The organism is Aminobacter aganoensis (assembly GCF_014206975.1).
Classification (GTDB): Bacteria; Pseudomonadota; Alphaproteobacteria; order Rhizobiales; family Rhizobiaceae; genus Aminobacter; species Aminobacter aganoensis.
In genome coordinates this window covers 15,160-35,432 of sequence record NZ_JACHOU010000011.1, presented here as the reverse complement: position 1 = coordinate 35,432, position 20,273 = coordinate 15,160, and the positions used below count along the sequence as shown (strand labels likewise).

21 protein-coding genes and 1 tRNA gene are annotated in these 20,273 nt (G+C 64.1%); 5 read left to right on the top strand and 17 right to left on the bottom strand.

Features of this window, described 5'->3' with window-relative positions:
• Window position 1: 1 nt before the first annotated feature.
• From GGR00_RS18895 to GGR00_RS18850, 10 genes are all read right to left on the bottom strand, one after another.
• Entirely contained in the window at window positions 2-1,258 is a 1,257-nt protein-coding gene (locus tag GGR00_RS18895) for a D-amino acid dehydrogenase (protein WP_184700395.1), read from the bottom strand.
• Between the two features lie 126 nt (window positions 1,259-1,384).
• A complete protein-coding gene (locus GGR00_RS18890; RefSeq protein ID WP_184700394.1) occupies window positions 1,385-1,927 on the bottom strand; it encodes a GreA/GreB family elongation factor in 543 nt (180 codons plus the stop codon).
• Between the two features lie 67 nt (window positions 1,928-1,994).
• Window positions 1,995-2,411 (bottom strand): nucleoside diphosphate kinase regulator, encoded by a 417-nt coding sequence (gene rnk, locus GGR00_RS18885; protein WP_246441483.1) that lies wholly within the window; start codon window positions 2,409-2,411, stop codon window positions 1,995-1,997.
• 299 nt (window positions 2,412-2,710) lie between these two features.
• Window positions 2,711-3,229 (bottom strand): RNA pyrophosphohydrolase, encoded by a 519-nt coding sequence (locus tag GGR00_RS18880; RefSeq protein ID WP_184700393.1) that lies wholly within the window; start codon window positions 3,227-3,229, stop codon window positions 2,711-2,713.
• A gap of 6 nt (window positions 3,230-3,235) precedes the next feature.
• A complete protein-coding gene (locus GGR00_RS18875; RefSeq protein ID WP_184700392.1) occupies window positions 3,236-4,390 on the bottom strand; it encodes a divergent polysaccharide deacetylase family protein in 1,155 nt (384 codons plus the stop codon).
• 98 nt (window positions 4,391-4,488) lie between these two features.
• The gene (locus GGR00_RS18870) at window positions 4,489-5,817 is read right to left on the bottom strand and encodes a S41 family peptidase (RefSeq protein WP_055974762.1); all 1,329 of its coding nucleotides are present in this window, start codon (window positions 5,815-5,817) and stop codon (window positions 4,489-4,491) included.
• A 1-nt stretch (window position 5,818) separates the two neighbouring features.
• Window positions 5,819-7,138 (bottom strand): murein hydrolase activator EnvC family protein, encoded by a 1,320-nt coding sequence (locus GGR00_RS18865; protein WP_184700391.1) that lies wholly within the window; start codon window positions 7,136-7,138, stop codon window positions 5,819-5,821.
• A 122-nt stretch (window positions 7,139-7,260) separates the two neighbouring features.
• Window positions 7,261-7,743 carry a 23S rRNA (pseudouridine(1915)-N(3))-methyltransferase RlmH gene (gene rlmH, locus GGR00_RS18860; RefSeq protein ID WP_055974768.1) on the bottom strand — a complete coding sequence of 161 codons (483 nt, stop codon included), beginning with the start codon at window positions 7,741-7,743 and terminating at the stop codon, window positions 7,261-7,263.
• Between the two features lie 17 nt (window positions 7,744-7,760).
• The gene (gene rsfS / locus GGR00_RS18855) at window positions 7,761-8,138 is read right to left on the bottom strand and encodes a ribosome silencing factor (RefSeq protein ID WP_055974772.1); all 378 of its coding nucleotides are present in this window, start codon (window positions 8,136-8,138) and stop codon (window positions 7,761-7,763) included.
• Between the two features lie 170 nt (window positions 8,139-8,308).
• Window positions 8,309-9,559 carry an MFS transporter gene (locus tag GGR00_RS18850; protein WP_184700390.1) on the bottom strand — a complete coding sequence of 417 codons (1,251 nt, stop codon included), beginning with the start codon at window positions 9,557-9,559 and terminating at the stop codon, window positions 8,309-8,311.
• Window positions 9,560-9,769: 210 nt separating this feature from the next.
• On the opposite strand from GGR00_RS18850, the gene GGR00_RS18845 reads away from it, so the two are divergent.
• Window positions 9,770-10,600, top strand: a complete 831-nt coding sequence (locus GGR00_RS18845) for an AraC family transcriptional regulator (RefSeq protein WP_055975463.1) — start codon at window positions 9,770-9,772, stop codon at window positions 10,598-10,600.
• Window positions 10,601-10,649: 49 nt separating this feature from the next.
• On the opposite strand, the gene GGR00_RS18840 is transcribed toward GGR00_RS18845, so the two are convergent.
• From GGR00_RS18840 to obgE, 4 genes are all read right to left on the bottom strand, one after another.
• Window positions 10,650-11,240 carry a nicotinate-nucleotide adenylyltransferase gene (locus GGR00_RS18840; RefSeq protein WP_055974778.1) on the bottom strand — a complete coding sequence of 197 codons (591 nt, stop codon included), beginning with the start codon at window positions 11,238-11,240 and terminating at the stop codon, window positions 10,650-10,652.
• A gap of 87 nt (window positions 11,241-11,327) precedes the next feature.
• Window positions 11,328-12,614: a glutamate-5-semialdehyde dehydrogenase gene (locus GGR00_RS18835; RefSeq protein WP_184700389.1), complete on the bottom strand. Its 1,287-nt coding sequence runs from the start codon at window positions 12,612-12,614 to the stop codon at window positions 11,328-11,330.
• Between the two features lie 4 nt (window positions 12,615-12,618).
• Window positions 12,619-13,761, bottom strand: a complete 1,143-nt coding sequence (gene proB, locus GGR00_RS18830; protein WP_184700478.1) for a glutamate 5-kinase — start codon at window positions 13,759-13,761, stop codon at window positions 12,619-12,621.
• Between the two features lie 14 nt (window positions 13,762-13,775).
• Entirely contained in the window at window positions 13,776-14,813 is a 1,038-nt protein-coding gene (obgE, locus tag GGR00_RS18825; protein ID WP_055974785.1) for a GTPase ObgE, read from the bottom strand.
• Window positions 14,814-14,927: 114 nt separating this feature from the next.
• On the opposite strand from obgE, the gene GGR00_RS18820 reads away from it, so the two are divergent.
• Window positions 14,928-15,788, top strand: a complete 861-nt coding sequence (locus GGR00_RS18820) for an endonuclease/exonuclease/phosphatase family protein (RefSeq protein WP_184700388.1) — start codon at window positions 14,928-14,930, stop codon at window positions 15,786-15,788.
• A 5-nt stretch (window positions 15,789-15,793) separates the two neighbouring features.
• On the opposite strand, the gene GGR00_RS18815 is transcribed toward GGR00_RS18820, so the two are convergent.
• The 3 genes from GGR00_RS18815 to rplU form a co-directional block, all read right to left on the bottom strand.
• Window positions 15,794-16,381, bottom strand: a complete 588-nt coding sequence (locus tag GGR00_RS18815) for a GNAT family N-acetyltransferase (RefSeq protein WP_184700387.1) — start codon at window positions 16,379-16,381, stop codon at window positions 15,794-15,796.
• A 122-nt stretch (window positions 16,382-16,503) separates the two neighbouring features.
• Window positions 16,504-16,773, bottom strand: coding sequence for a 50S ribosomal protein L27 (gene rpmA / locus GGR00_RS18810; RefSeq protein ID WP_055974797.1), 270 nt, complete (start codon window positions 16,771-16,773; stop codon window positions 16,504-16,506).
• A 25-nt stretch (window positions 16,774-16,798) separates the two neighbouring features.
• Window positions 16,799-17,230, bottom strand: coding sequence for a 50S ribosomal protein L21 (gene rplU, locus GGR00_RS18805; RefSeq protein WP_184700386.1), 432 nt, complete (start codon window positions 17,228-17,230; stop codon window positions 16,799-16,801).
• 487 nt (window positions 17,231-17,717) lie between these two features.
• Here rplU and GGR00_RS18800 point away from each other — a divergent pair.
• The 3 genes from GGR00_RS18800 to GGR00_RS18790 all read left to right on the top strand — a co-directional run bounded on the left by GGR00_RS18800 (window position 17,718) and on the right by GGR00_RS18790 (window position 20,052).
• Window positions 17,718-17,807: transfer RNA gene (locus tag GGR00_RS18800), tRNA-Ser, on the top strand.
• 90 nt (window positions 17,808-17,897) lie between these two features.
• A complete protein-coding gene (locus tag GGR00_RS18795) occupies window positions 17,898-19,802 on the top strand; it encodes a site-specific integrase (RefSeq protein ID WP_184700385.1) in 1,905 nt (634 codons plus the stop codon).
• Between the two features lie 52 nt (window positions 19,803-19,854).
• Window positions 19,855-20,052: a hypothetical protein gene (locus GGR00_RS18790; protein WP_184700384.1), complete on the top strand. Its 198-nt coding sequence runs from the start codon at window positions 19,855-19,857 to the stop codon at window positions 20,050-20,052.
• Window positions 20,053-20,273 lie beyond the last annotated feature (221 nt).

The following is a 20,273-nucleotide window of genomic DNA, read 5'->3' as shown; positions in this document are numbered from 1 at the left end:
TTCAGACCCAATAGCGCTCGGGGCCAAGGCCGCTGGCGTCGATCTCCGGCTCGCGGCCGGAGATCGTGTCGGCCAGGATTTTCGCCGAGCCGCAGGCCATCGTCCAGCCGAGCATGCCGTGGCCGGTGTTGATGTAGAGGTTCGGCAACTTGGTCCGGCCGACAATGGGCGGTCCGTCGGGTGTCATCGGCCGCAGGCCGCACCAGAAATGCGCCTCGCGCAGATTGCCGGCGCCGCCGAACAGTTCGGACAGCGACCGTTCGAGCGGCGCGCGACGCGACTCGTGCAGGGTCAGGTCGAAGCCCGACATCTCGACAGTGCCGCCGATGCGGATGCGGTCGCCGAGCCGGGTGACGGCAACCTTGTAGGTTTCGTCGATGACTGTCGAAACCGGTGCCCGGGCCGCATCCGCCACCGGCACCGTGAGCGAGTAGCCCTTGAGCGGATAGACCGGCACACGCTGCTGCAGCTTGCGCATGAAGCGTTCGGAATAGCTGCCGGCGGCCAGCACGAAGGCATCCGCTCCCACGCGGCCGTCGCCGGAAGTGATCTGCCGGACCTGCCCTCCCCAGTGCTCCAGCGAAAAAACGCCCTTGCCGAACCTGAAGACGACACCGCGTTCGGCGCATAATTCGGCAAGGCGCTCGGTGAACAACCGGCAGTCGCCGGTTTCGTCGTCCGGAAGCCGCAAGCCGCCGCTTATGCCCTGGCGTGCCCCGGCAAGGCCTGGTTCGGCTGCGATACAGCCCGCCGCATCGAGAATTTCATAAGGCACCTCAAACCTGTCGAGGACCGCAACGTCGGAGGCTATGCCGTCCAGCTGTTCTTGGGTGCGAAACAGTTGCAACGTGCCATGGCTGCGCTCGTCGTAGCTTATGCCGGTGCCTTCGCGCAGGACCCGCAGCATGTCGCGGCTGTATTCGGCCAGCGGCATCATCAAGGCCTTGTTCGCCGCATAGCGCGATGCCGTGCAGTTGCGCAGCATCCTGGCCAGCCAGAGCCACATCTTGGGATCGAGCTTCGGGCGGAAGGAAAATGGCCCGTCCTTCATGCCAAGCCATTTGAGCGCTTTGAGAGGCACGCCGGGGGCAGCCAGCGGAGAGGCGTAGCCGGACGAGATTTCGCCCGAATTTGCAAAGCTGGTCTCCTGCGCCGGCGCCTTCTGGCGATCGTAGACGACCACCTCGTGCCCGGCCTCGGCAAGATAGTAGGCGGTCGTCACCCCGATGACACCGCCGCCGACGACTATGACCTTCATTGCGCCCCCAGGTGCCTGTCCCCCTGAACCATAATCGATTTTCAGAGTGGACCATGCACAAACACAAGATCCTACAGCGTTGTTGCGCAAGCCTTTGGGATGCGTGTTGCTGTAGCAGGCGCCTCCTCAGGCCGCCGAGGGGCCCGGATCATCGCCATTGCTGGAGCTGTGCCGGATTTTTTTCGGCGCGCCAAGTGTCTGCGGCGCATCCGAGCTGAACACCAGCACCGGAAAGCGGCGTCCGGATGGATCGGGATCGGCTTCCGGCGTCGTGATTGCCGGTCGCGCTGCCTCCGGCTGGTAGTGGATCTCGTCGACCCGGATGGTCTCCGTCGAGCCGCGGCCGCAATCGACCGAGATCGATTGGCCCTTGCGCAGGCCAAGCAATGCCAGCCCGCGTGGCACGGTGATCGGGATGATCTGTCCGACCATGCCGTCCATCGGCCCGTGCGCCACGATGCGGGTATGAGGCGCGCCGCCGTCGACACTGAAGGTCACGCGGCTGTTCAGTGTCACCACATCGGCATCCGCTTCGTTGGAGAACACCACCTGCGCCGAAGCAAGCTTACGTCGCAGCAGTGCAACGAGCGGACCACCCGACCACGCCAGGCGGTCGAGCATCGTTTTCACGATGGCGAAATCCTTGGTCGTCAATTGGCATTCGGTCATGGCGCATCTCCGCAAGCGCGGCCATCGGCCCTGCACTCGCACAGTTCGGAACTTGGTTGGCGGGCGGTCAGTTGACGCCTTCGACGGGTGCTTCCACCGAAACAATCTCGATCTCGAGACGGCGGCCGGCCCTGGAGGTCCAGGCAACCGACTGACCCTCGCGCAGGCCGATCAAGGCTGCACCGACCGGGGTCAGGATGGACACTTTGCCTTCGGCGATATCGGCCTTGCCGGGATAGACCAGCGTGACTGTCTTGACCTCGCCGTCGCCGCTGCGGAACGTCACCTTCGAGCCCATGCGGATGACATTGGCCGGAATGCGGCTGAGCGGCTTGATCTTGGCCCGGTCCATTTCCGAGAGCAGCTCCTCGGCAATTTCGGGCAGCCGGTCGAGGCTGGATTCGGCAAGCCCGGTCAGCTTGGCGTGGTCGCTTTCACTCAGCACGATCTCGTGCTCGCGACGCTGCTTAATGTTCTGGCGCAATGGAAGCCTCATGAATTCTTACCCGGCCGCCGCTTCGATGCGAACGCGCGCGACCGGTCGTCCGCGAAACGGACTACCTAAATGTTCAAGCCGAACCGCGATGCGGTTCGTTGCTCATGATTTCATGCGTTGAAGAATGTGCCCCAGGGGCTCGGAAGTCGCATAGCGACCGAGCCGGGGCTAGGATCCCGCGATGGGGCAGACCCGAAACAGGGCAAAACTGCCAATATGAGCGATGGTGCACATGCGTAAAGGGTCGCTGACCCGGCACGGCTTGTCAAGGGCAGCGGCCGCGGGGCCTATGCCACGAGGTGCCTGAACGCCGCCACGACCTCGTCATAGACCTTGCGCTTGAATGGCACGATCAGGTCCGGCAACTCGAACATCGGCTTCCATGCCCAGCGGTCGAACTCGGCGGAATGCCCTCCCGGAGGTGGGTCGATGGCGATCTCGTTCTCATCGCCGTCGAAGCGGAAGGCGAACCATTTTTGCGTCTGGCCGCGATATCTGCCCTTCAGCGCAATGCCCAGGAGGTGCGGCGGCAGGTCGTAGTTGATCCAGTCGGGGGCCTCGGCGAGCAGCGTGACGCTGCGCATGCCGGTTTCCTCGTAGAGTTCGCGCGTCGCGGCCGGATAGGGCGCCTCGCCCGTGTCGATACCGCCTTGCGGCATCTGCCAAAGCTGGCTGGCATCAGACAGCTCGCCGTCAGGCTCGGCAATGCGTCGCCCTGCCCAGACCAGGCCCTTGGCATTCAACACCATGATGCCGACACAGGGACGGTAGGGCAGATCCTCCGGAGCGATCCTGTTCTTCGACATGCATCCCTATCCTCGTTCCGGGTCGCTCGCGACCGCCGAGATCGGTACGATCTCGATGCCGCGCTTGCGTGCCTCGCTTGCCCATGACGCGACCGCATCAACGGTGACGTCGAAGGCGTTGCCCGTGCCGATGGCGAACCCCTTGGCGCGGGCGGTCCGCTCGAGCTCGTCGAGCTTGCTCAGGATCGCGCCTCGATCCTGGACGGCATCGATGACTGCATCTCCCGCCGCGAACGGCACGCCGTTCTTCAGCGCCTGTTCGGGCGCCAGGCTGCGCGCCGACGAGCCGTCGTCGACATATCCGATGCCGCGCTTGCCGAGCTCTGCCATCAGCAGGCCCATCGCCTCGGGGCTCGTCGAGAAACGCGCGCCCATGTAGCTCATCACGGCGGTATAATTGGTGGTCCGCGACAGCGTCCAGCGCAGGTTCTTGAGATTTTCGTCGGCGCTGGCGTCAACGGTCAGCGTGTTGCGGCCGGGATTGACGTTGGGAAAGTCGAACGGCTCGAGCGGCACCTGCATGACGATCTCATGGCCCTCGCGCCGCGCCGTCTGCATCCAGCGGCCAAGGCTGTTGCCTTGCGGCGCAAATCCCAGCGTCACCTCGGGCGGCAGCTTGCCGATCGCTTGCTGCGTCCCGGTTTGCGACAGGCCGAGCCCGCCGATGACGATCGCCACCCTGGCGCCGCGCGCACCCGACCACGCTCCCGCATAGACGTCGAACGCCCGCCGGCCGTCTGCCGCGCGAATAGGCAGCGGGCCGGTTGCGCTGTCTTCGATCAGCGCCCTGTCGGGAAGATGCGCTATCCGCGGGTTCTGACCCACCGCCGACGGGTCGCGGATGACGATCGCGCCACTGCCTTCGGTCGGGTTGACCTTGATGATTGACGGGCCGCCATTGGAGACCGGGCTCGATGGCTTGGCCGCAGGCAACGCCTCGGCGGGGACCGGAACTGCTTCCGGCTTGGACACGGCAACAAGCTCGGGCGCCCGGAATGGCTTGTCGCGCAGCGCGATGGCCGCCGAAACCGCGACGACCGCCAGCAGGCAAATCCCGGCGACTAGCGGCCCCTTGCGCAGCCGGGCCGCGCGCCTGCCTCCAGGACGACGCCCTGACGTTTGTCCGAGCGGACGGTCGATTTCCTTGTCGATCTGCACCACGACCTGCGGCTAGCCCCCGAATCAAACTGCCGGAACCTTGCGGTCCCGGCAGCATCGCATTGCCCAGCCATGCAGGCCAGCTTTTCGCTGGCTCTTGCCTACTGGTTGTTCATCACGGCCTTGTCCGGATTCGGCGGGAACGCCGGATCGGTCTTCTGGCCGCGCAGCAACTCAAGCGCATAGTTGAGCTGCAGGTCGTCCTTCGGCTCCGGCGGCACATAGGCGGCCGAACCCGAGCCCGTGTCGCTCTCCTCGGCGCCCTTGATGTGGCCCTTGAGCTCCGATTCGCCGCGGGTCACGTCGCGACCCTGCAGATCAGCAGGCAACGGCTGGTCGACCTTGATGTCGGGCGTGATGCCCTTGCCCTGGATCGACTTGCCCGACGGCGTGTAGTAGAGCGCTGTCGTCAGGCGGAGCGCACCGTTCTCGGCCAGCGGGATGATGGTCTGCACCGATCCCTTGCCGAAGGACTGCGTGCCCACAACGGTTGCCCGGCGATGATCCTGCAGCGCGCCCGCCACGATTTCCGAGGCACTCGCCGAACCGCCATTGACCAGGACGATCAGCGGCTTGCCGTCGATGTCGTCGCCGGCACGCGAATCGAAGCGCGTGATGTCCTTCGGATCGCGACCGCGCGTCGAGACGATCTCGCCACGATCGAGGAAGGTGTCGGACACGCTGACCGCCTGGTCGAGCAGGCCGCCCGGATTGAGGCGCAGGTCGAGCACGTAGCCCTTGAGCTTGTCGTCCGGCACCTGCTTCTTGATCTGCTCGATGGCATTCTGCAGGTCGTCGAAGGTCTTCTCGGTGAACGAGGTGATCTTCATGTAGCCGACGTCGTTGTCGACGCGGAACTTGACGGCCTTGACCTTGATGACGTCGCGCACGATCGAAATCTCGATCGGCTTGTCGGCACCTTCGCGCAAAATCGTCAGCTTGATCGGCGTGTTGATCAGTCCGCGCATCTTCTCGACGGCGTCGTTCAACGTCAGACCGCGAACTTCCTCGCCATCGATCTTGGAGATGAAGTCGCCGGCCAGCACGCCCGCCTTGGCGGCAGGAGTGTCGTCGATCGGAGTGATGACCTTGACCAGCTCGTTCTCCATCGTCACCTCGATGCCGAGGCCGCCGAACTCGCCCTTGGTCTGGACGCGCATGTCCTTGGCAGCTTCGGCGTTGAGATACGACGAATGCGGGTCGAGCGACGTCAGCATTCCGTTGATGGCATTCTCGATCAGCGACTTCTCGTCCGGCGGGGTCACATACTGGCCGCGCACGCGCTCGAAGATATCGCCGAAGATGGCGAGCTGGCGGTAGGTTTCCGAACCTGCCGCGTTTGCCGTCGAGCCTGGCGCACCATACACCAGGCCCATGGCCGTGGCTCCCATCAGCGCCCCGGCAAGCAGAAGCGACAGTTTACGCATCATTTCATGTCCTTCCAGAGGTGCGGTCCGCCCACCACGGGGTCGGATCGACGGGTTTTCCATCCTTGCGGAACTCGACATAGAGTTCCGGCGTCGCATTCGCATTGTCGGAGGCCGAGGTGCTCGCCACCCTCGCCTCTCCCATCGCACCGATCGGTTCGCCAGCTAGTACGGACTGACCCGGCGCAACGGTGATTCTGCTCATCCCCGCCAAGACGACATGATAGCCGTCGCCGGCATTGAGGATCAAGAGTTGACCATAGGAGCGGAAAGGCCCCGCATAAAGAACGCTTCCATCCGCCGGAGCGGTCACGATGGCGCCCGATTGTGTCGCAACCATGTCCCCGAGCATGGTCCCGCCTATGCCGTCGTCAGCCCCGAAGCGGCGCTTGATGCGCCCTGTGACAGGCAGGGAAACCTGACCTTGAAGCAGGGAAAACGGAGCGGAAGCAACAAGTTGGTTGGCTTCCGGCACGGCAGCGACGACGGGCTCGTTGGCCGCTTTTGCCGCCGCTTCGGCAGCCTTTCTCGCGGCCTCCGCATCGGCTGCTTTCTTGATCGCCAGCTTGTCGAGCGAGGCGATCAAATCTTTGAGACTGTCGGCGCGCGCGGCCAGTTGGGCCGCGTTCTTGGATTCTTCGGCAAGCGCTGTCTCGGTGCTCGAGCGCAGCCGGCTCTTGGCCTCGAGCAGCAGGTCGAGCCGCGCCTTTTCGCCGGCTTGCGCAGTCATCGCTGTTGTCAGCCGATCGCGCTCGCCTTCGATCGAGGTCACGACCCGCGACAACTCCTTGAGGTCGGCCATCAGGATCTCGGTCTCCGACCGCAGTTCGGGCACCACCGCGCCGAGCAGGATGGCGCTGCGCACCGATGACAACGCATCCTCCGGCTTGACCAGGATGGCCGGCGGCGGATTGAGCCCCATGCGCTGCAACGCGCCGAGCACCTCGGCCAGCACGGATTTGCGCATGTTGAGCGAGCTGCGGATGCCGGATTCCTGCTCCTTCATCCCTTCGAGCTTGCCGGCGATGTCCTCGATGTCCTGCGAAAGCTTGCGTTCGGTCTTGGCCGACTGGATGAGCGCCGCCGTGATCGAGGCGTGATCCTTTTTCACCTGGGCGATTTCGGCTGCCAGCTTCTCGCGGCGCTCGGACGAAACCTGGATGTCGCGCGACAGGTTCTCGAGCTCGGAACGGGTCCTGTCGGGATCGGGCAAGGGTGGCCCCATCTGCGCTGACGCAGCCCCGCAGGCGAGCGCAATCCAGCCCGCCGCGACGATGCCGCGGCATGGCTGGAGCCACGCCTTCAGGGAAAAATTCCGCGCCATGCGATGATCCGGTTCTATGTCTGTGACCTTAGCGGCGGCATCGTTAACGAACCATCAACCATGTTTGCCGGGCGCGACCGCATGCGGACTTTTGCCCGGCCATTTTGTCGAATTCCGGGCACTCACGCGCGGTGGTACGGATGCCCCGAGAGAATTGTCGCGGCACGATAGAGTTGCTCGCCGAGCATGATACGAACCATCTGGTGCGGCCATGTGGCAGCACCGAACGAGATCAGCAATTGCGCCTCGTTGCGAAGCGCCTCGTCATGGCCGTCGGGGCCGCCGATGGCGATCATCAACCCGCGCTGGCCACCGTCGCGCAGCCCGGCGATCTTGTCGGCAAATTGTTGCGATGAAAGGTTCTTGCCGCGCTCGTCGAGCAGGACCAGCGCCGTTCCCGACGCCATCTGCGCGCGCAGCCTGTCGGCTTCCTCGCGCCGCCGTTCGTCGACGTTCTGCGCCCGGCTTTCGGCAATCTCGGTGACCCCGGAAAAGTCCAGGCCGAGTGGCCCGCCGCTTTTCGAGAACCGGTCAAGATAGCGGTCGGCGAGATCCTTCTCAGGGCCGGCTTTCATCCGGCCCACGGCATGTATCGCGACCTTCATCCCTGTCGTCTAACGGCTCAATGAACCGTTTCTTCCTCGAGATCCGGGGCCTGCCACATCTTTTCGATGTTGTAGAACTCGCGGATTTCGGGCCGGAAGACGTGCACGATGACATCACCGGAATCGATGAGCACCCAGTCGGCACCCGACATGCCCTCGACGCGGGGCGCGCCGAGACCGGCATCCTTGAGCGCCTTGAGGAGATGATCGGCTACCGCCGCGACATGACGGTGCGACCGGCCCGAGGCTACGACCATGTAGTCGCCCAGGCTCGATTTCCCCTGAATGTCGATGGAGACGATGTCTTCGGCCTTGGAGTCTTCCAGACTGGCAAGGACTGTCTTGATGGCGCGGGCAACAGCGTCTATTTCGCCTATCCCGGCCGGCGAAGGCAGGATTTCCGCCCTCTTCCGAAGTGCTGTTCTCAGTGTCTTTCCTTTCCGACAGGAACAACCAAATCACCCTGAACTCGGATGACACCATTTAAATAGGCAGAGTTGGGGTACAGTTTCAAGACGAGACCCAACAAGTTGATCGCCTGGGGCTGGCCGTGCACGACTTTCCCCTAGGGATCGACCGACGGCGGCAGCTGCGCCGACATCGGCGAAAAGCTGCCCGCTTCGCCCGCCGGCACGGCTCGGCTGGTCCGCAGCCGCCACAGGACGAACGCCGTGAACACGGCTGCTATGACAATCGCCACATGCATGAAGGCCTGGGTGCCGTAGACCGCGGTCAGCACGGTCCCGAGGCCGGGGACGACGAAACCCGACAGCGACCAGGCGAACAGCATGCTGCTGGACAACGCCACGAGATCGTCCTTGTGGGCCCGGTCGCTGGCATGCGCGCTCGACAGCGAATAGATCGATTCGCTCGCGCCGCTCCACACGACGTAGATCGCAACCATGATCGGCAGCGCGCTGCCGTCGAAACGGCTGGCGGCAAGGCCGGCAATCACCACCAGCAACCCCGCCGCCACCAGGACATGGCGCCGGTCCGTGCGGTCGGAAACCCACCCGAACGGAATCTGGAACAGCAGCGTGCCGAGCGGCATGGCAAACAACAGCGTCGCCACCTCCTGCTGGCTGAAGCCGCTGGCGGTGGCGTGGATCGGCGCAAAGCCGGTAATCATCATAGATAGGCCGCCAACGGCCAGCATGCCTGCGACGCCCACGGGCGAGATGCGCCAGGCCCGTGCGAGCGCCACCGATGCCGACATCGGCGGTGGCGGCTGGCGCAGGCGGGTCAGCCCGACAGGCAGGATGGAGATGGCAGCGAAGGCAACGCACAGCAGCGGCGCCTGGGCCGTGGCGATGTCGACGAAGCGCAGCAAGAACGAGCCGACGCCAAGGCCGACGACATAAGCTACGTAGAAGATCGCCATGACTCTGCCGCGTATCTCGTTGCCGACGGCATCGTTGAGCCAGCTCTGGGCAACGATGAACAGCCCGCATATGGCAAAGCCGTAGAGCACCCGCGCAGCGATCCAGACGAACGGGAAAGTGCCTGCGCCAACGGCGACATTCGACAACACGATCAACGCGGAGAAGACCATGTAGGCGCGCGCATGGCCGACGCGGCGAACCAGCATGCCGGTGAGCAGGCAGCCGGCGATGCCGCCGGCCGAGAGGCCGGTGAGGATCGAGCCTGCCCAGGCCGGCGCATATCCTGCCGCGCCGAGGCGAACGGGGATGTAGCCGAACATCAGGCCGTTGCCGACGGCAACCAGCGCCATGGCCAGGATCACGCCGACGACGGCTATGGCCGGCGTCCGTCCGCCATCCTCCACTGCAACCGCAACATCGCCCCGCTGACCCATGCATCAACCTCGCCTGCCCAAGACCCTTGCGCAGCCGCGATTGCGACATGGATCGTGCTGGCTTGGCCAAAATCCCGGACTGGATCAAAAGTCGTCCGCCGGCGTTTTCGCCATCGACATCTTCGCAAAAAAGCGCTGTGCAGCAAGCGCGATCAAATGGGCCGCCCCGGCAGCAGGCATATCGGGGCCGTCCTCATGCCGGAAGCAACCATGACCCCCGTTCAGAAAGCCATCTGGTTCATCGAAAGCCACTACTTCAGCGACATCGGGCTCGACGAAATCGCCACGGCTGGCGGCGTTTCGCGTTTCCACATGTCCCGAGCTTTCGCTGCCGCCACCGGCTATTCGGTCATGGGTTACATCCGTGCGCGCCGCCTGACAGACGCGGCGCATGCGCTGGCCAAGGGCGCACCCGACATATTGGCGATAGCGCTCGACGCCGGCTACGGCTCGCATGAGGCGTTCACCCGGGCTTTCCGCAGCCAATTCGGGCAGACGCCCGAGGAGGTGCGGGCCAATGGCACCGTTCCCCAATTCGAATGCGTGGAGCATCTCAAGATGGATGAAACCTTTGTCGAAAACCTTGCCCCGTCGCGCTTCGTCGACGGCACCCCCTTGCTCATCGCTGGTCTCAGCGAGCGCTACACCAGCGAAACCAGCCATGGCATACCTGCGCTGTGGCAGCGTTTCGGCCCGCATTTCGGCAGCGTTCCAAGCCAGAAGAACCATGTCGGCTATGGCGTCTGCTACAACTTCGACGACGACAGCTTCGAGTACATTGCCGGTGTCGAGGTCTCCGATTTCTCCAGCCTGACGTCGGAATACAGCCGCCTGCGCATTCCGCCGCAGCGTTACGCCGTGTTCGCCACCACCGACCACATCTCGATGATCCGGCGCATCACCCACACTGTGTGGAGCAAGTGGTTGCCCACCTCGGGACATCAGGCCGCCGACGGCCCCAATTTCGAACTCTACCCCGAGAGCTTCGACCCTGCGACGGGCAATGGCGGCTACGAGCTCTGGATCCCGATCAGGGGCTAGCTAGATTTCAGAAAAGTGCGCACGGTTTCCGTCCGCAATTGCGCCCACTCTAGGTTTTGGCTGTGCCGTTCCGCAAAGCCGTCGACGACAGCAGCGAACGCGGTCCGTGGATGAAGGTCCAGGCCGGGGCCTTCATCCGCGCCAGAAGCGGCGCGTCACCCTCGTCGACGCGGGCGTAGTCGAAGGTCTTGGCGACGACCGAAGACAGGAACGACAGCGTCGCCCCCGGCCGGTCGATGACCGCGATCGGAAAGGTCATGACGATCTGGCGCCAGCGCTGCCAGCGGTGGAAGCCGCGCAGATTGTCGGCACCCATGATCCAGACGAAATCGACGCCCGGATTGCGCGCCTTGATCAGCGCCAGCGTGTCGGCGGTGTAGCGCACGTGATGCGCGGCTTCGAAGGCCGTGACCTTGATGCGCGGATTCTTGGCGACCTGCTCCGACAATTCGATGCGTTTTGCCAGAGGTGCCAGCTCGCGCGTGCTCTTGAGCGGATTGCCTGGCGTCACCATCCACCACAACTGGTCGAGTTGCAGGCGGCGCATCGCGATTTCCGCGACAAGGCCATGGCCGGCATGCGGCGGGTTGAACGAGCCACCAAACAGCCCGACCTGCACGCCCTTCATCGCATGCGGCATGCGCAGGTATTTTTGCGAAACTGGCGGCTCTGACGGCAACAGCAACTCTAAGCCCCCTGAGCCGTCACACCGACCCGATGCGTCCCGTCACGGCCTGAGCTGTCCGTTGCCGCGCACGCGGTACTTGAACGAGGTCAGCTGCTCGACGCCGACCGGTCCGCGCGCATGCATCTTGCCGGTGGCGATGCCGATCTCGGCGCCCATGCCGAACTCGCCGCCATCGGCAAACTGCGTCGAGGCGTTGTGCAGCAGGATCGCCGAGTCGATCTCGTTGAAGAAGCGCTCGACCGCCTTGGCATCCTCGGCGACGAGCGCCTCGGTATGGTGCGAAGAGAACGTCTCGATGTGCTCGATGGCACCGGCGACGCCATCGACAAGCTTCACCGAAATGATGGCGTCGAGGTATTCCGTCACCCAATCGGCATCGGTCGCGGGCTTGGCGTCGGCGAAGGCTGCAAGCACGTCCTCTTCGGCGTGGATTTCGCAGCCAGCCGCATGCAGCGCCTCGAGCACCGGTACCAGATGGGTCGAAGCAACGGCACGGTCAACCAGCAGCGTCTCCGCAGCCCCGCAAATGCCGGTACGGCGCATCTTGGCGTTGACGGCGATCGCCACCGCCATGTCGAGCTTGGCCGACTTGTCGATGTAGAGATGGCAGATCCCTTCGAGATGGGCAAACACAGGCACGCGCGCCTCGTTCTGCACGCGCTCGACCAGGCTCTTGCCGCCACGCGGGATGATGACGTCGAGATTGCCCGACAGGCCCTTCAGCATCTCGCCGACGGCAGCGCGATCGGCCACCGGCACCAGCTGGATCGCGTCCTCGGGCAGCTTGGCCGCCTTCAAACCTTCGACCAGGCAGGAATGGATCGCCAGCGACGAATTGAGCGAGTCCGAGCCGCCGCGCAGGATCACCGAATTGCCCGCCTTGAGGCAGAGCGCGCCCGCGTCGGCCGTTACGTTCGGCCGGCTTTCATAGATCACGCCGATGACGCCGAGCGGCGTGCGCACGCGCTCGATGTGCAGGCCGTTGGGACGGTCCCATGCGGCGATGACCTCGCCGACCGGGTCGCGAAGATCGGCAATCGCGCGGATGCCATCGGCCATGTCGCGGATGCGCGCGGGCGTCAGCTTGAGCCGGTCCATGAACGAGCCGCTCAGGCCAGCCTCCTCGCCATTCGAAACGTCGATGGCATTGGCGTCGAGGATTTCCTGTTCGCGGCGGGTGATCGCCTCGGCCATACCGATCAGGGCGGCGTGCTTGCGTTCGGCAGAAGCGATGGCGAGTGGGCGGGCGGCTGCACGAGCCTTGCGGCCGATCTCGGCCATTAGCCGCGCCGTATCCTCATGGGACTTCTCATGCGCCTTCAGCATGTCCTCACCCTTCCGCTTGCACCGCAACCGTATCATTGTGGCTGACAACGAGATCGTCGCGATGGACCATCGCCGAACGCGCCTCGTAGCCAAGCACGGTTTCGATTTCCGCCGTCTTCAGCCCAGCGATCCTTACGGCATCCGCTGCGTCATAGGCAACCAGCCCGCGCGCGATCTCGCGACCCTCGGGCGCCAGGATCGCCACCGTGTCGCCGCGCGAAAAATTGCCGCTGACCAGCTTCACGCCGGCCGGCAACAACGACTTGCCGGAGAGCAGCGCACCCACCGCACCGGCATCGACCGTCAACCGGCCTGCCGGCTCGAGCTGACCGGCGATCCAGGTCTTGTAGCCCTTCACCGGATTACCGCTCGGGCGGAAATAGGTGGCGCGTTCGCCGCGATCGATGGCCAGCAGCGGCGACATCCGCGTGCCGGCGGTGATGATCATCGCCGTGCCTGCGGCAGTGGCAATCTTGCCGGCGTCGAGCTTGGTGCGCATGCCCCCGCGCGACAGTTCGGAGGCGGCGGCACCCGCCATCGCCTCGATGTCGGGCGTGATGCGGTCGACGACAGGAATGAACCTGGCGTTCGGGTCATGCGCCGGCGGCGCGGTGTAGAGCCCGTCGATGTCTGAGAGCAGCACCAGCAGGTCGGCGCCCATCATCGTCGCCATGCGCGCGGCCAGGCGGTCGTTGTCACCGTAGCGGATTTCGGTGGTGGCGACCGTGTCGTTCTCGTTGATCACGGGCACCGCCTTCATCTTGAGCAGCGTCGAGATGGTGGCGCGTGCGTTGAGGTAGCGCCGGCGCTCCTCGGTGTCGCCCAGCGTCACCAGGATCTGGCCCGATTTCAGGCCCTTGCGCCCAAGCGCGTCGGACCAGGCACCGGCCAGCTCGATCTGGCCGACGGCGGCGGCTGCCTGGCTCTCTTCGAGCTTCAGCGCGCGCTTGCCCAGACCAAGCATGGTGCGGCCGAGCGCGATGGCGCCCGAGGACACGACCAGAACCTCGGCGCCGCGTTCCGAAAGCGTCGCAATGTCGTCGGCCATCGAGGCCAGCCATTCGCGCTTGAGACCGGTCGAGCGGTCGACCAGCAACGCCGAGCCGATCTTGACGGTGATGCGCTTGTAGGTCCTCAGCGAAGGGATGGTCATGTCCAGGCCTACTTCGTCCACCGCGCATCGGCGGGCGCGACGTCGCCGCTTGCCTGGCGCGCTTCCTCGACGACGCTCATCAGCGCCCGCAGCGTCTCCTCGACGCCCTCGCGCGTGACGGCCGATAGCAGGATCGGCGCGCGGCCAGCGGCGCGCTTCAGCGACGCGATCTTCTTCTTGCGCGTATCGGGATCGAGCGTGTCGACCTGGGAGAGCGCCACGATCTCGATCTTGTCGGTCAGTCCATGGCCATAGGCTTCGAGCTCACCGCGCACGACCTTGTAGGCCTTGCCCGGGTTCTCTTCCTGCGCTGACACCAGATGCAGCAGCACGCGCGTGCGCTCGACATGACCGAGGAAGCGGTCGCCGATGCCGACGCCCTCATGCGCGCCCTCGATCAGGCCGGGAATGTCGGCGATGACGAATTCGCGCGCATCGATGCGTGCGACGCCAAGGCCCGGATGCAGCGTGGTGAAGGGATAATCGGCGATCTTCGGCTTGGCCGCCGTGACCGAAGCGAGGAAGGTCGACTTGCCGGCATTGGGCAGGCCTACGAGGCCGGCGTCCGCAATCAGCTTGAGCCGGAGCCAGACCCACATCTCCTGCCCCTCCAGGCCGGGATTGGCGCGCCGCGGCGCCTGGTTGGTCGAGGTCTTGAAATGCTGGTTGCCGAAGCCGCCATTGCCGCCCTTGGCAAGCAGGTAGCGCTGGCCGACCTGGGTCAGGTCGCAGATCAGCGTCTCGTTGTCTTCTTCATAGACCTGCGTGCCGACGGGCACCTTGAGCACGATGTCGGAACCCTTGGCGCCGGTCATGTTGCGGCCCATGCCGTGGATGCCGGTCTGCGCCTTGAAATGCTGCTGGTAGCGATAGTCGATCAGCGTGTTCAGCCCGTCGACGACTTCCAGCCAGACGTCGCCGCCGCGGCCACCATCGCCGCCGTCGGGACCGCCGAACTCGATGAACTTTTCGCGCCGGAACGACACCGCGCCCGCGCCGCCATTGCCGGAGCGGATGTAAACCTTGGCCTGATCGAGAAATTTCATCGGACTCTTCGTCTTCTGCTGTTATTTCGTTGTTTCAGCGCACTTGCCATAGCGCAAGGCGCGGCGAAGGGCGAGAGCGGATTGGGCGCGGAGACGCGCATGGAAAGGACGTAGATGAAACTGGTCACCTACAACACCCAATATGGGGTCGGTCGCGACGGACGCTACGACCTCGGGCGCATTGCCGCCGCGATCGAGGGTGCCGACATCATCGCCCTGCAGGAGGTGACCCGCAACTTCATGCGCAACAACATGGCCGACATGGTCGAAGGCCTGGCGCGCCTGCTGCCCGACTACTTCCATGTCTACGGCGTTGCCATGGACATCGATTTCGGCACGGTCGGCGACGACGGCAAGCCGGCAAACAAGCGCCTGCAATTCGGCAACATGGTGCTGTCGCGCTGGCCGATCGTGGCGTCGCGCAACCTGCTTCTGCCGCGCAGCCGGCGCCTGAGCCGCGGCAACCTGCAGCGTTCGGCGCTGGAAGCGCTCGTCATGGCGCCGTCCGGAGCGTTGCGCGTCTATTCGGTGCATCTCGACCACGTCAATCTCGAGGAAAGGATCGCGCAGATCCGCCACCTCAAGGAGCGGGTCTATGCCTATCCGATGGAAGGCGGCGCCATATCAGGCGCTGTCGAATACGGCTTCCCCGAGCTCCCCAGCCCCGAAGAATTCGTACTGATGGGCGATTTCAACATGGTCCCCGGCTCGCCCGAGCATCTCGTCATGGCCGGTGCGCCCGACCCGGTGGAGGGCGCACAGATCGTCGCCCACCACCCGGTCGATGCCTATGCGCTGGCGGGTGGCGTTCCGGATGGGTCGGTCTCCTGGACCGACGCGACCCATCCGGAAAAATCCCGCCTCATCGACTATGCCTTCGTGCAGGCCGGCCTCGCCGCAAGCGTCAGGTCCATCCGCATCGACAAGGACGCGCAAGGCTCCGACCACCAGCCGGTCTGGCTCGAGCTGGCATGAGCCGGCTAGCTGCGCGCCCACGACCTGAGGCTCGCCCAGGTCTTGCGGTCGAGGCGGTAGCGCTCGACCGGCACCTGGCCGGCGACAATCGAGTTCAGCATGCCCTGCCCCGCATACTGGAAGCCGCACTTGTGGATGACCCGGCGCGACGCCGGGTTGATGACGCGGCACGAGACGTTGAGCACGTTGATGTCGGTCACCCGGAAGGCGAGATCGACCAGCGCGTGCGCCGCCTCGGTGGCGTATCCGTGCTTCCAGTAGGGCTCGCCGACCCAGTAGCCGAGTTCGAGGCCGCGGTCGGTGTAGTTGAGCCCGGCCGAACCGACGAAGGCGCCGGTGTCGGCAAGGGTGATCGCATAGACCACGCCGCCACGCTGGCCGCGCGCCATCGACAGGAAGGCCCGCGCCTCGGCTTCGCCATAGGGGTGCGGCATGCGCGACAGCATTTCGGCGACGTGCCTGTTGTCTGCGAGCTGCACCAGCTCGGGGATGTCGTCCTCGTGCGGCGGGCGCAGCACGAGCCGCTCCGTCAGCAGTATCGGGCAGTCGATCGACAGTCTTTCGTCTTCGACGTCGTCCTTCTCGGCAACCATGTCACATATCCTCCAGGAAAATGAAAAAGGGGAGATGGCGACCCATCTCCCCTGATCCTTTTCCTGGCTTGGCCAGACACCGGTTCCCGAGATGGGGCGCCGGTGTTGTAGTGCGGAACCGGCTACTCCGCGGCCTTGAGAATCGGATTAACCGATACGTAGGTTCGGCCATTGGCTTTTTTGTTGAAGGTCACGGCGCCGGCTTCGAGCGCAAAAAGGGTGTGATCCTTGCCCATGCCGACGTTGACGCCGGGATGCCATGTGGTGCCGCGTTGACGGACGATGATGTTGCCCGGAATCACGGATTCGCTGCCGAACTTCTTGACGCCAAGGCGCTTCGACTCGGAATCGCGACCGTTGCGCGACGAACCGCCAGCTTTCTTATGTGCCATGGGTGTTCTCCTTCAGTCGCTCTGATTACTCTGATTCCGCGACGGCTGCAGCCTTTTTCGGCGCTGCCTTCTTCGCGGGCTTTTCTGCGGCTTCGTCAGCCACGGCTTCGGCCTTCACTGCCGCCTTCTTCGAAGGCTTGGCACCGCCCGTCAGGATCTCGGCGATCCGGACCGTCGTCAGGTGCTGACGATGGCCGCGCGAACGGCGCGAGTTCTGGCGGCGACGCTTCTTGAAGGCGATGACGGTCTTGGCGCGGCCCTGTTCGACCACTTCCGCCGTCACCACGGCGCCGGCCACGAAGGGCGCGCCGATCTCTGCATTGTCGCCTTCGCCAACGGCGAGCACTTCAACGAATTCAACGGTATCGCCGGCGACGCCGACGAGCTTCTCGATCTTGATCACATCATTGGCGGCGACGCGGTACTGCTTGCCGCCCGTTTTGATGACTGCGAACATTTTATGCCTTTCGCTGTTCGGTCGACCTTGTTGAACCACTCGAAGCGGTCCCGGCCGTCTTTTTGTCAGTCTTTACGGGTTCAAAACAAACGGCGCAGAGAATCCCCCACGCCGAATGCAGGGCGTCCCGTAACCGAAGGTTGTCGTGGAGTCAAGGCAAACAGGCTGCCAAACGGACATCTAGTGGCTACAACTCAGCCGGCACTGATATGGCGAACCGACAATGCTACCTTAGATACGCGCTGGACCCGCAACGAGCAAGCCGGACAGACACCCTCAATCTGCTTCCTGTACGCCCTGCACGCGCGCCAGGCGACCCGGCTGACGTCGCCACGCCAGGAGATAGCCCGGCCATCTGACGCAGCGTCTCGCGGGCCAATTCGGAGCCGGCGGAAAAGATGCGCGATGAGAGTCATATTTGGCCTTGTGCGACAGGCGATGAGCCGTTATCTACTGCGCCGCGCCGGCAACGGCCGATCACGACCGCGGAGAGGTGGCAGAGTGGTCGAATGCACCGCACTCGAAATGCGGCATGGGTGCAAGCCCATCGGGGGTTCGAATCCCTCCCTCTCCGCCACTTGGGGTGTCACTCTTCCCCAAATTGCACGCAAGCAGCTGATTTCCCACGGCAATCGCCCGACCGGGAGCCCAGAAAAGGGTTTCCGGGATGGAAGTATCGTCGAAAGTATCGCTTGGTGTATCGGGCGAAGTATCACCCGCGAAAGATGCGGAACCGCTGCGATCAGCGGGCAACGCACGGCCTGGGAAAGCGCGACCCGGTCGCTACCTGGTACGGTCAGGCTCTGTTTACATCTTTCAGATTAAGGTCCCGAAGGACCTGTGCGACCAAGCCCTGCGCCCCGTCCGCGTCAGCCTCGGCGCGCTGACGGCGCGGCAGGCACGTGTCCAGGCAGACCTGATGGCGGCGCATGCCCGCTTTTGCTTCGACAGGATCAGGACACGGCGATTGGCTAGCGGGCAGGACAATGACGGCGGCAAGGGAAGATACGGGCATGGTACCCCGCAGTTCTCGGGCGAGACAGCGGGCGAAGTGGCATCCGAGGTTCGAGGTTACCTAAAGGCCATGACCTCGCTCCTGTCGCAGGAACCCCCTCCGAGCCCGCCGCATCAGGAAGCTGCCTTCGAAGGGGTTCGCGGGCTGGTGGGCATCGCGCGCGAACTGGCAATGGGTCCGGCGGGAAATCCAGTGGTCGTCGACAATGTCGAACTCCTGAAGACGCGCTATGTCGACAAGATTGCTCGCACGAGTGCAATCGGTGCCGAGCCGCTCGCCACGAACCGCGAGGGAGCGACCATCGCTCCGCCAGTGCTTACCCAGCCAGCCACCTCAGGGTCGGAACTCGGCCCCGCTGCTGCAGGACAGCCGCGCCCAGCAGCCCGGACAATGTCCAAAGCCACCTCGTCGGTGCCTGCCTTCGAGCTCGATCGTCGCACGGTGGAGCGGCGCCCCTCCTGTAAACCGCTGTTTAGCACCATTTCGAACGAATACCTGGCCGCAAGAAAAGCCAGATCGGGCGAGGACAATGCCGACGTGGAAACGGCCCGCTTCAGGCGCGACCTGTTCATCGAGTTGATCGGCGACCATCCCGTCGACACGTACACGGGCACCGATCTGCAGGCCTACGTCGCGCTCCTGAAATATTGGCCGGCTTCGGTGAAGGAACGCCCCGTCCGCATGAGCGCCCGCGAGATCATCGCGTCCAACCGGGACCTGTCGCAAAAGCCGCTCGGTATCAAGACGCTGCGCGAGGGCTATGTCGCCAACATCAAGGCGATGGTTCGCTCAAAGTTGACCGAGCACGATTACCGCGATCCATTCTCCGGCGCCAAGATTTTCTATCCCGAGACGGCCGCGCCAAGTCAGGCGACAGAGCCGCTCAGCGCAGACCAGATCAGTCGCATCTTCAGAATAGGCATCGATCGCGGACTTCTGGACGAGGCCATGCTGCCACTGCTTGGTCATCTCACAGGGCGTCGGCTTGGCCTGCTCGTCCACCTCACGGGAAATGATATCCGCGAGAAATACAAAGACGTCTGGATTGCTCAGACCAGCGGCATCATCAAGGTCGGCAAGACTTGGAGACGTGTACCGATCAAGACTGAAGCCAGTTCCACGTTCTTTGTGCTGCACGGCTTCCTGAAGGAGATCGGTTTCGTCCAATGGGCGGCAGCGCGCGGCGACCAGTTTCTGTTCCCGGAACTGATGCGCCTCATTGATCCGTCAAAGAGCGCCAGTTCTTACATGAGCCGGCTGTTCGAAAAGGCAGGCGTCACGGAGAAGCGCAAGGAAGTTTTCCATTCCCTTCGTGGCGGCAATATTGAATTGATGCGTGACAACAGGGTCGATACGCGTGACCGCAAACTACAGGCTGGCCACACGCTCGACGACGAGCATGACTTCTACGGGTTTCGGGCGATCAGCGAAAGCCGCGCCCGCGAAATGGCGCGAACACCGCTGAAAGAGGGGGTCGATTACTCCATGTTCGACGGTTTGGATTTTGAGCGGCTGGCAAGAGGCAAGCGCACGTTCGGACGCCGTAGCAACATCTGACCAAGGATCGTGCGAGACGGAAACCGCAACGCGGTACACCAACCCGGTGGGCTTGGCACTGCTGCGGCTCATCATCTCACGCTATCCGGTGATTACCGGACACCTGGAGCCGCAACCGATCCAATTGCTTCCCTGGGTGGAGCAGAAGCTCCCGCCGCCTTGGGCTGGCAAGAAGAGCGGCGACCGGTTCGGCGACAAGCGTGGACGGCGGCCGAAGAAGAGCGCTCGCAAGAAGATGACCGCGGGATAAAGCAGAGCGCCGGCAAGCGACGCGTCTTGTGGTCACGAGCTGGTGGTTTTTCGGCTGCTCAACCCGCGATCTCTCCTGCCGCGCGCCCCATCAGCCTTGTGCCCAACTCCGTCGCCGACGCGTTTGCAACATAGGGCAGATGGCTTGACGAACGCAGCGTTCGGGCAGATGCAAACGGCGTTTGTCCAGCTCCTGGTCGATACGCTTCGGCATGCAGTTCG

Coding starts and splice junctions, on each gene's coding strand:
- GGR00_RS18815 (WP_184700387.1), bottom strand. CDS start 16,381: ATGGTTGCCGAGAAGGACGACGTCGAAGACGAAAGACTGTCGATCGAC.
- rpmA (WP_055974797.1), bottom strand. CDS start 16,773: ATGGCACATAAGAAAGCTGGCGGTTCGTCGCGCAACGGTCGCGATTCC.
- GGR00_RS18845 (WP_055975463.1), top strand. CDS start 9,770: ATGACCCCCGTTCAGAAAGCCATCTGGTTCATCGAAAGCCACTACTTC.
- GGR00_RS18890 (WP_184700394.1), bottom strand. CDS start 1,927: ATGACCGAATGCCAATTGACGACCAAGGATTTCGCCATCGTGAAAACG.
- GGR00_RS18870 (WP_055974762.1), bottom strand. CDS start 5,817: ATGATGCGTAAACTGTCGCTTCTGCTTGCCGGGGCGCTGATGGGAGCC.
- obgE (WP_055974785.1), bottom strand. CDS start 14,813: ATGAAATTTCTCGATCAGGCCAAGGTTTACATCCGCTCCGGCAATGGC.
- rlmH (WP_055974768.1), bottom strand. CDS start 7,743: ATGAAGGTCGCGATACATGCCGTGGGCCGGATGAAAGCCGGCCCTGAG.
- GGR00_RS18840 (WP_055974778.1), bottom strand. CDS start 11,240: ATGCCGCATGCGATGAAGGGCGTGCAGGTCGGGCTGTTTGGTGGCTCG.
- GGR00_RS18865 (WP_184700391.1), bottom strand. CDS start 7,138: ATGGCGCGGAATTTTTCCCTGAAGGCGTGGCTCCAGCCATGCCGCGGC.
- GGR00_RS18820 (WP_184700388.1), top strand. CDS start 14,928: ATGAAACTGGTCACCTACAACACCCAATATGGGGTCGGTCGCGACGGA.
- GGR00_RS18795 (WP_184700385.1), top strand. CDS start 17,898: ATGGAAGTATCGTCGAAAGTATCGCTTGGTGTATCGGGCGAAGTATCA.
- GGR00_RS18850 (WP_184700390.1), bottom strand. CDS start 9,559: ATGGGTCAGCGGGGCGATGTTGCGGTTGCAGTGGAGGATGGCGGACGG.
- rplU (WP_184700386.1), bottom strand. CDS start 17,230: ATGTTCGCAGTCATCAAAACGGGCGGCAAGCAGTACCGCGTCGCCGCC.
- GGR00_RS18835 (WP_184700389.1), bottom strand. CDS start 12,614: ATGCTGAAGGCGCATGAGAAGTCCCATGAGGATACGGCGCGGCTAATG.
- GGR00_RS18880 (WP_184700393.1), bottom strand. CDS start 3,229: ATGTCGAAGAACAGGATCGCTCCGGAGGATCTGCCCTACCGTCCCTGT.
- GGR00_RS18895 (WP_184700395.1), bottom strand. CDS start 1,258: ATGAAGGTCATAGTCGTCGGCGGCGGTGTCATCGGGGTGACGACCGCC.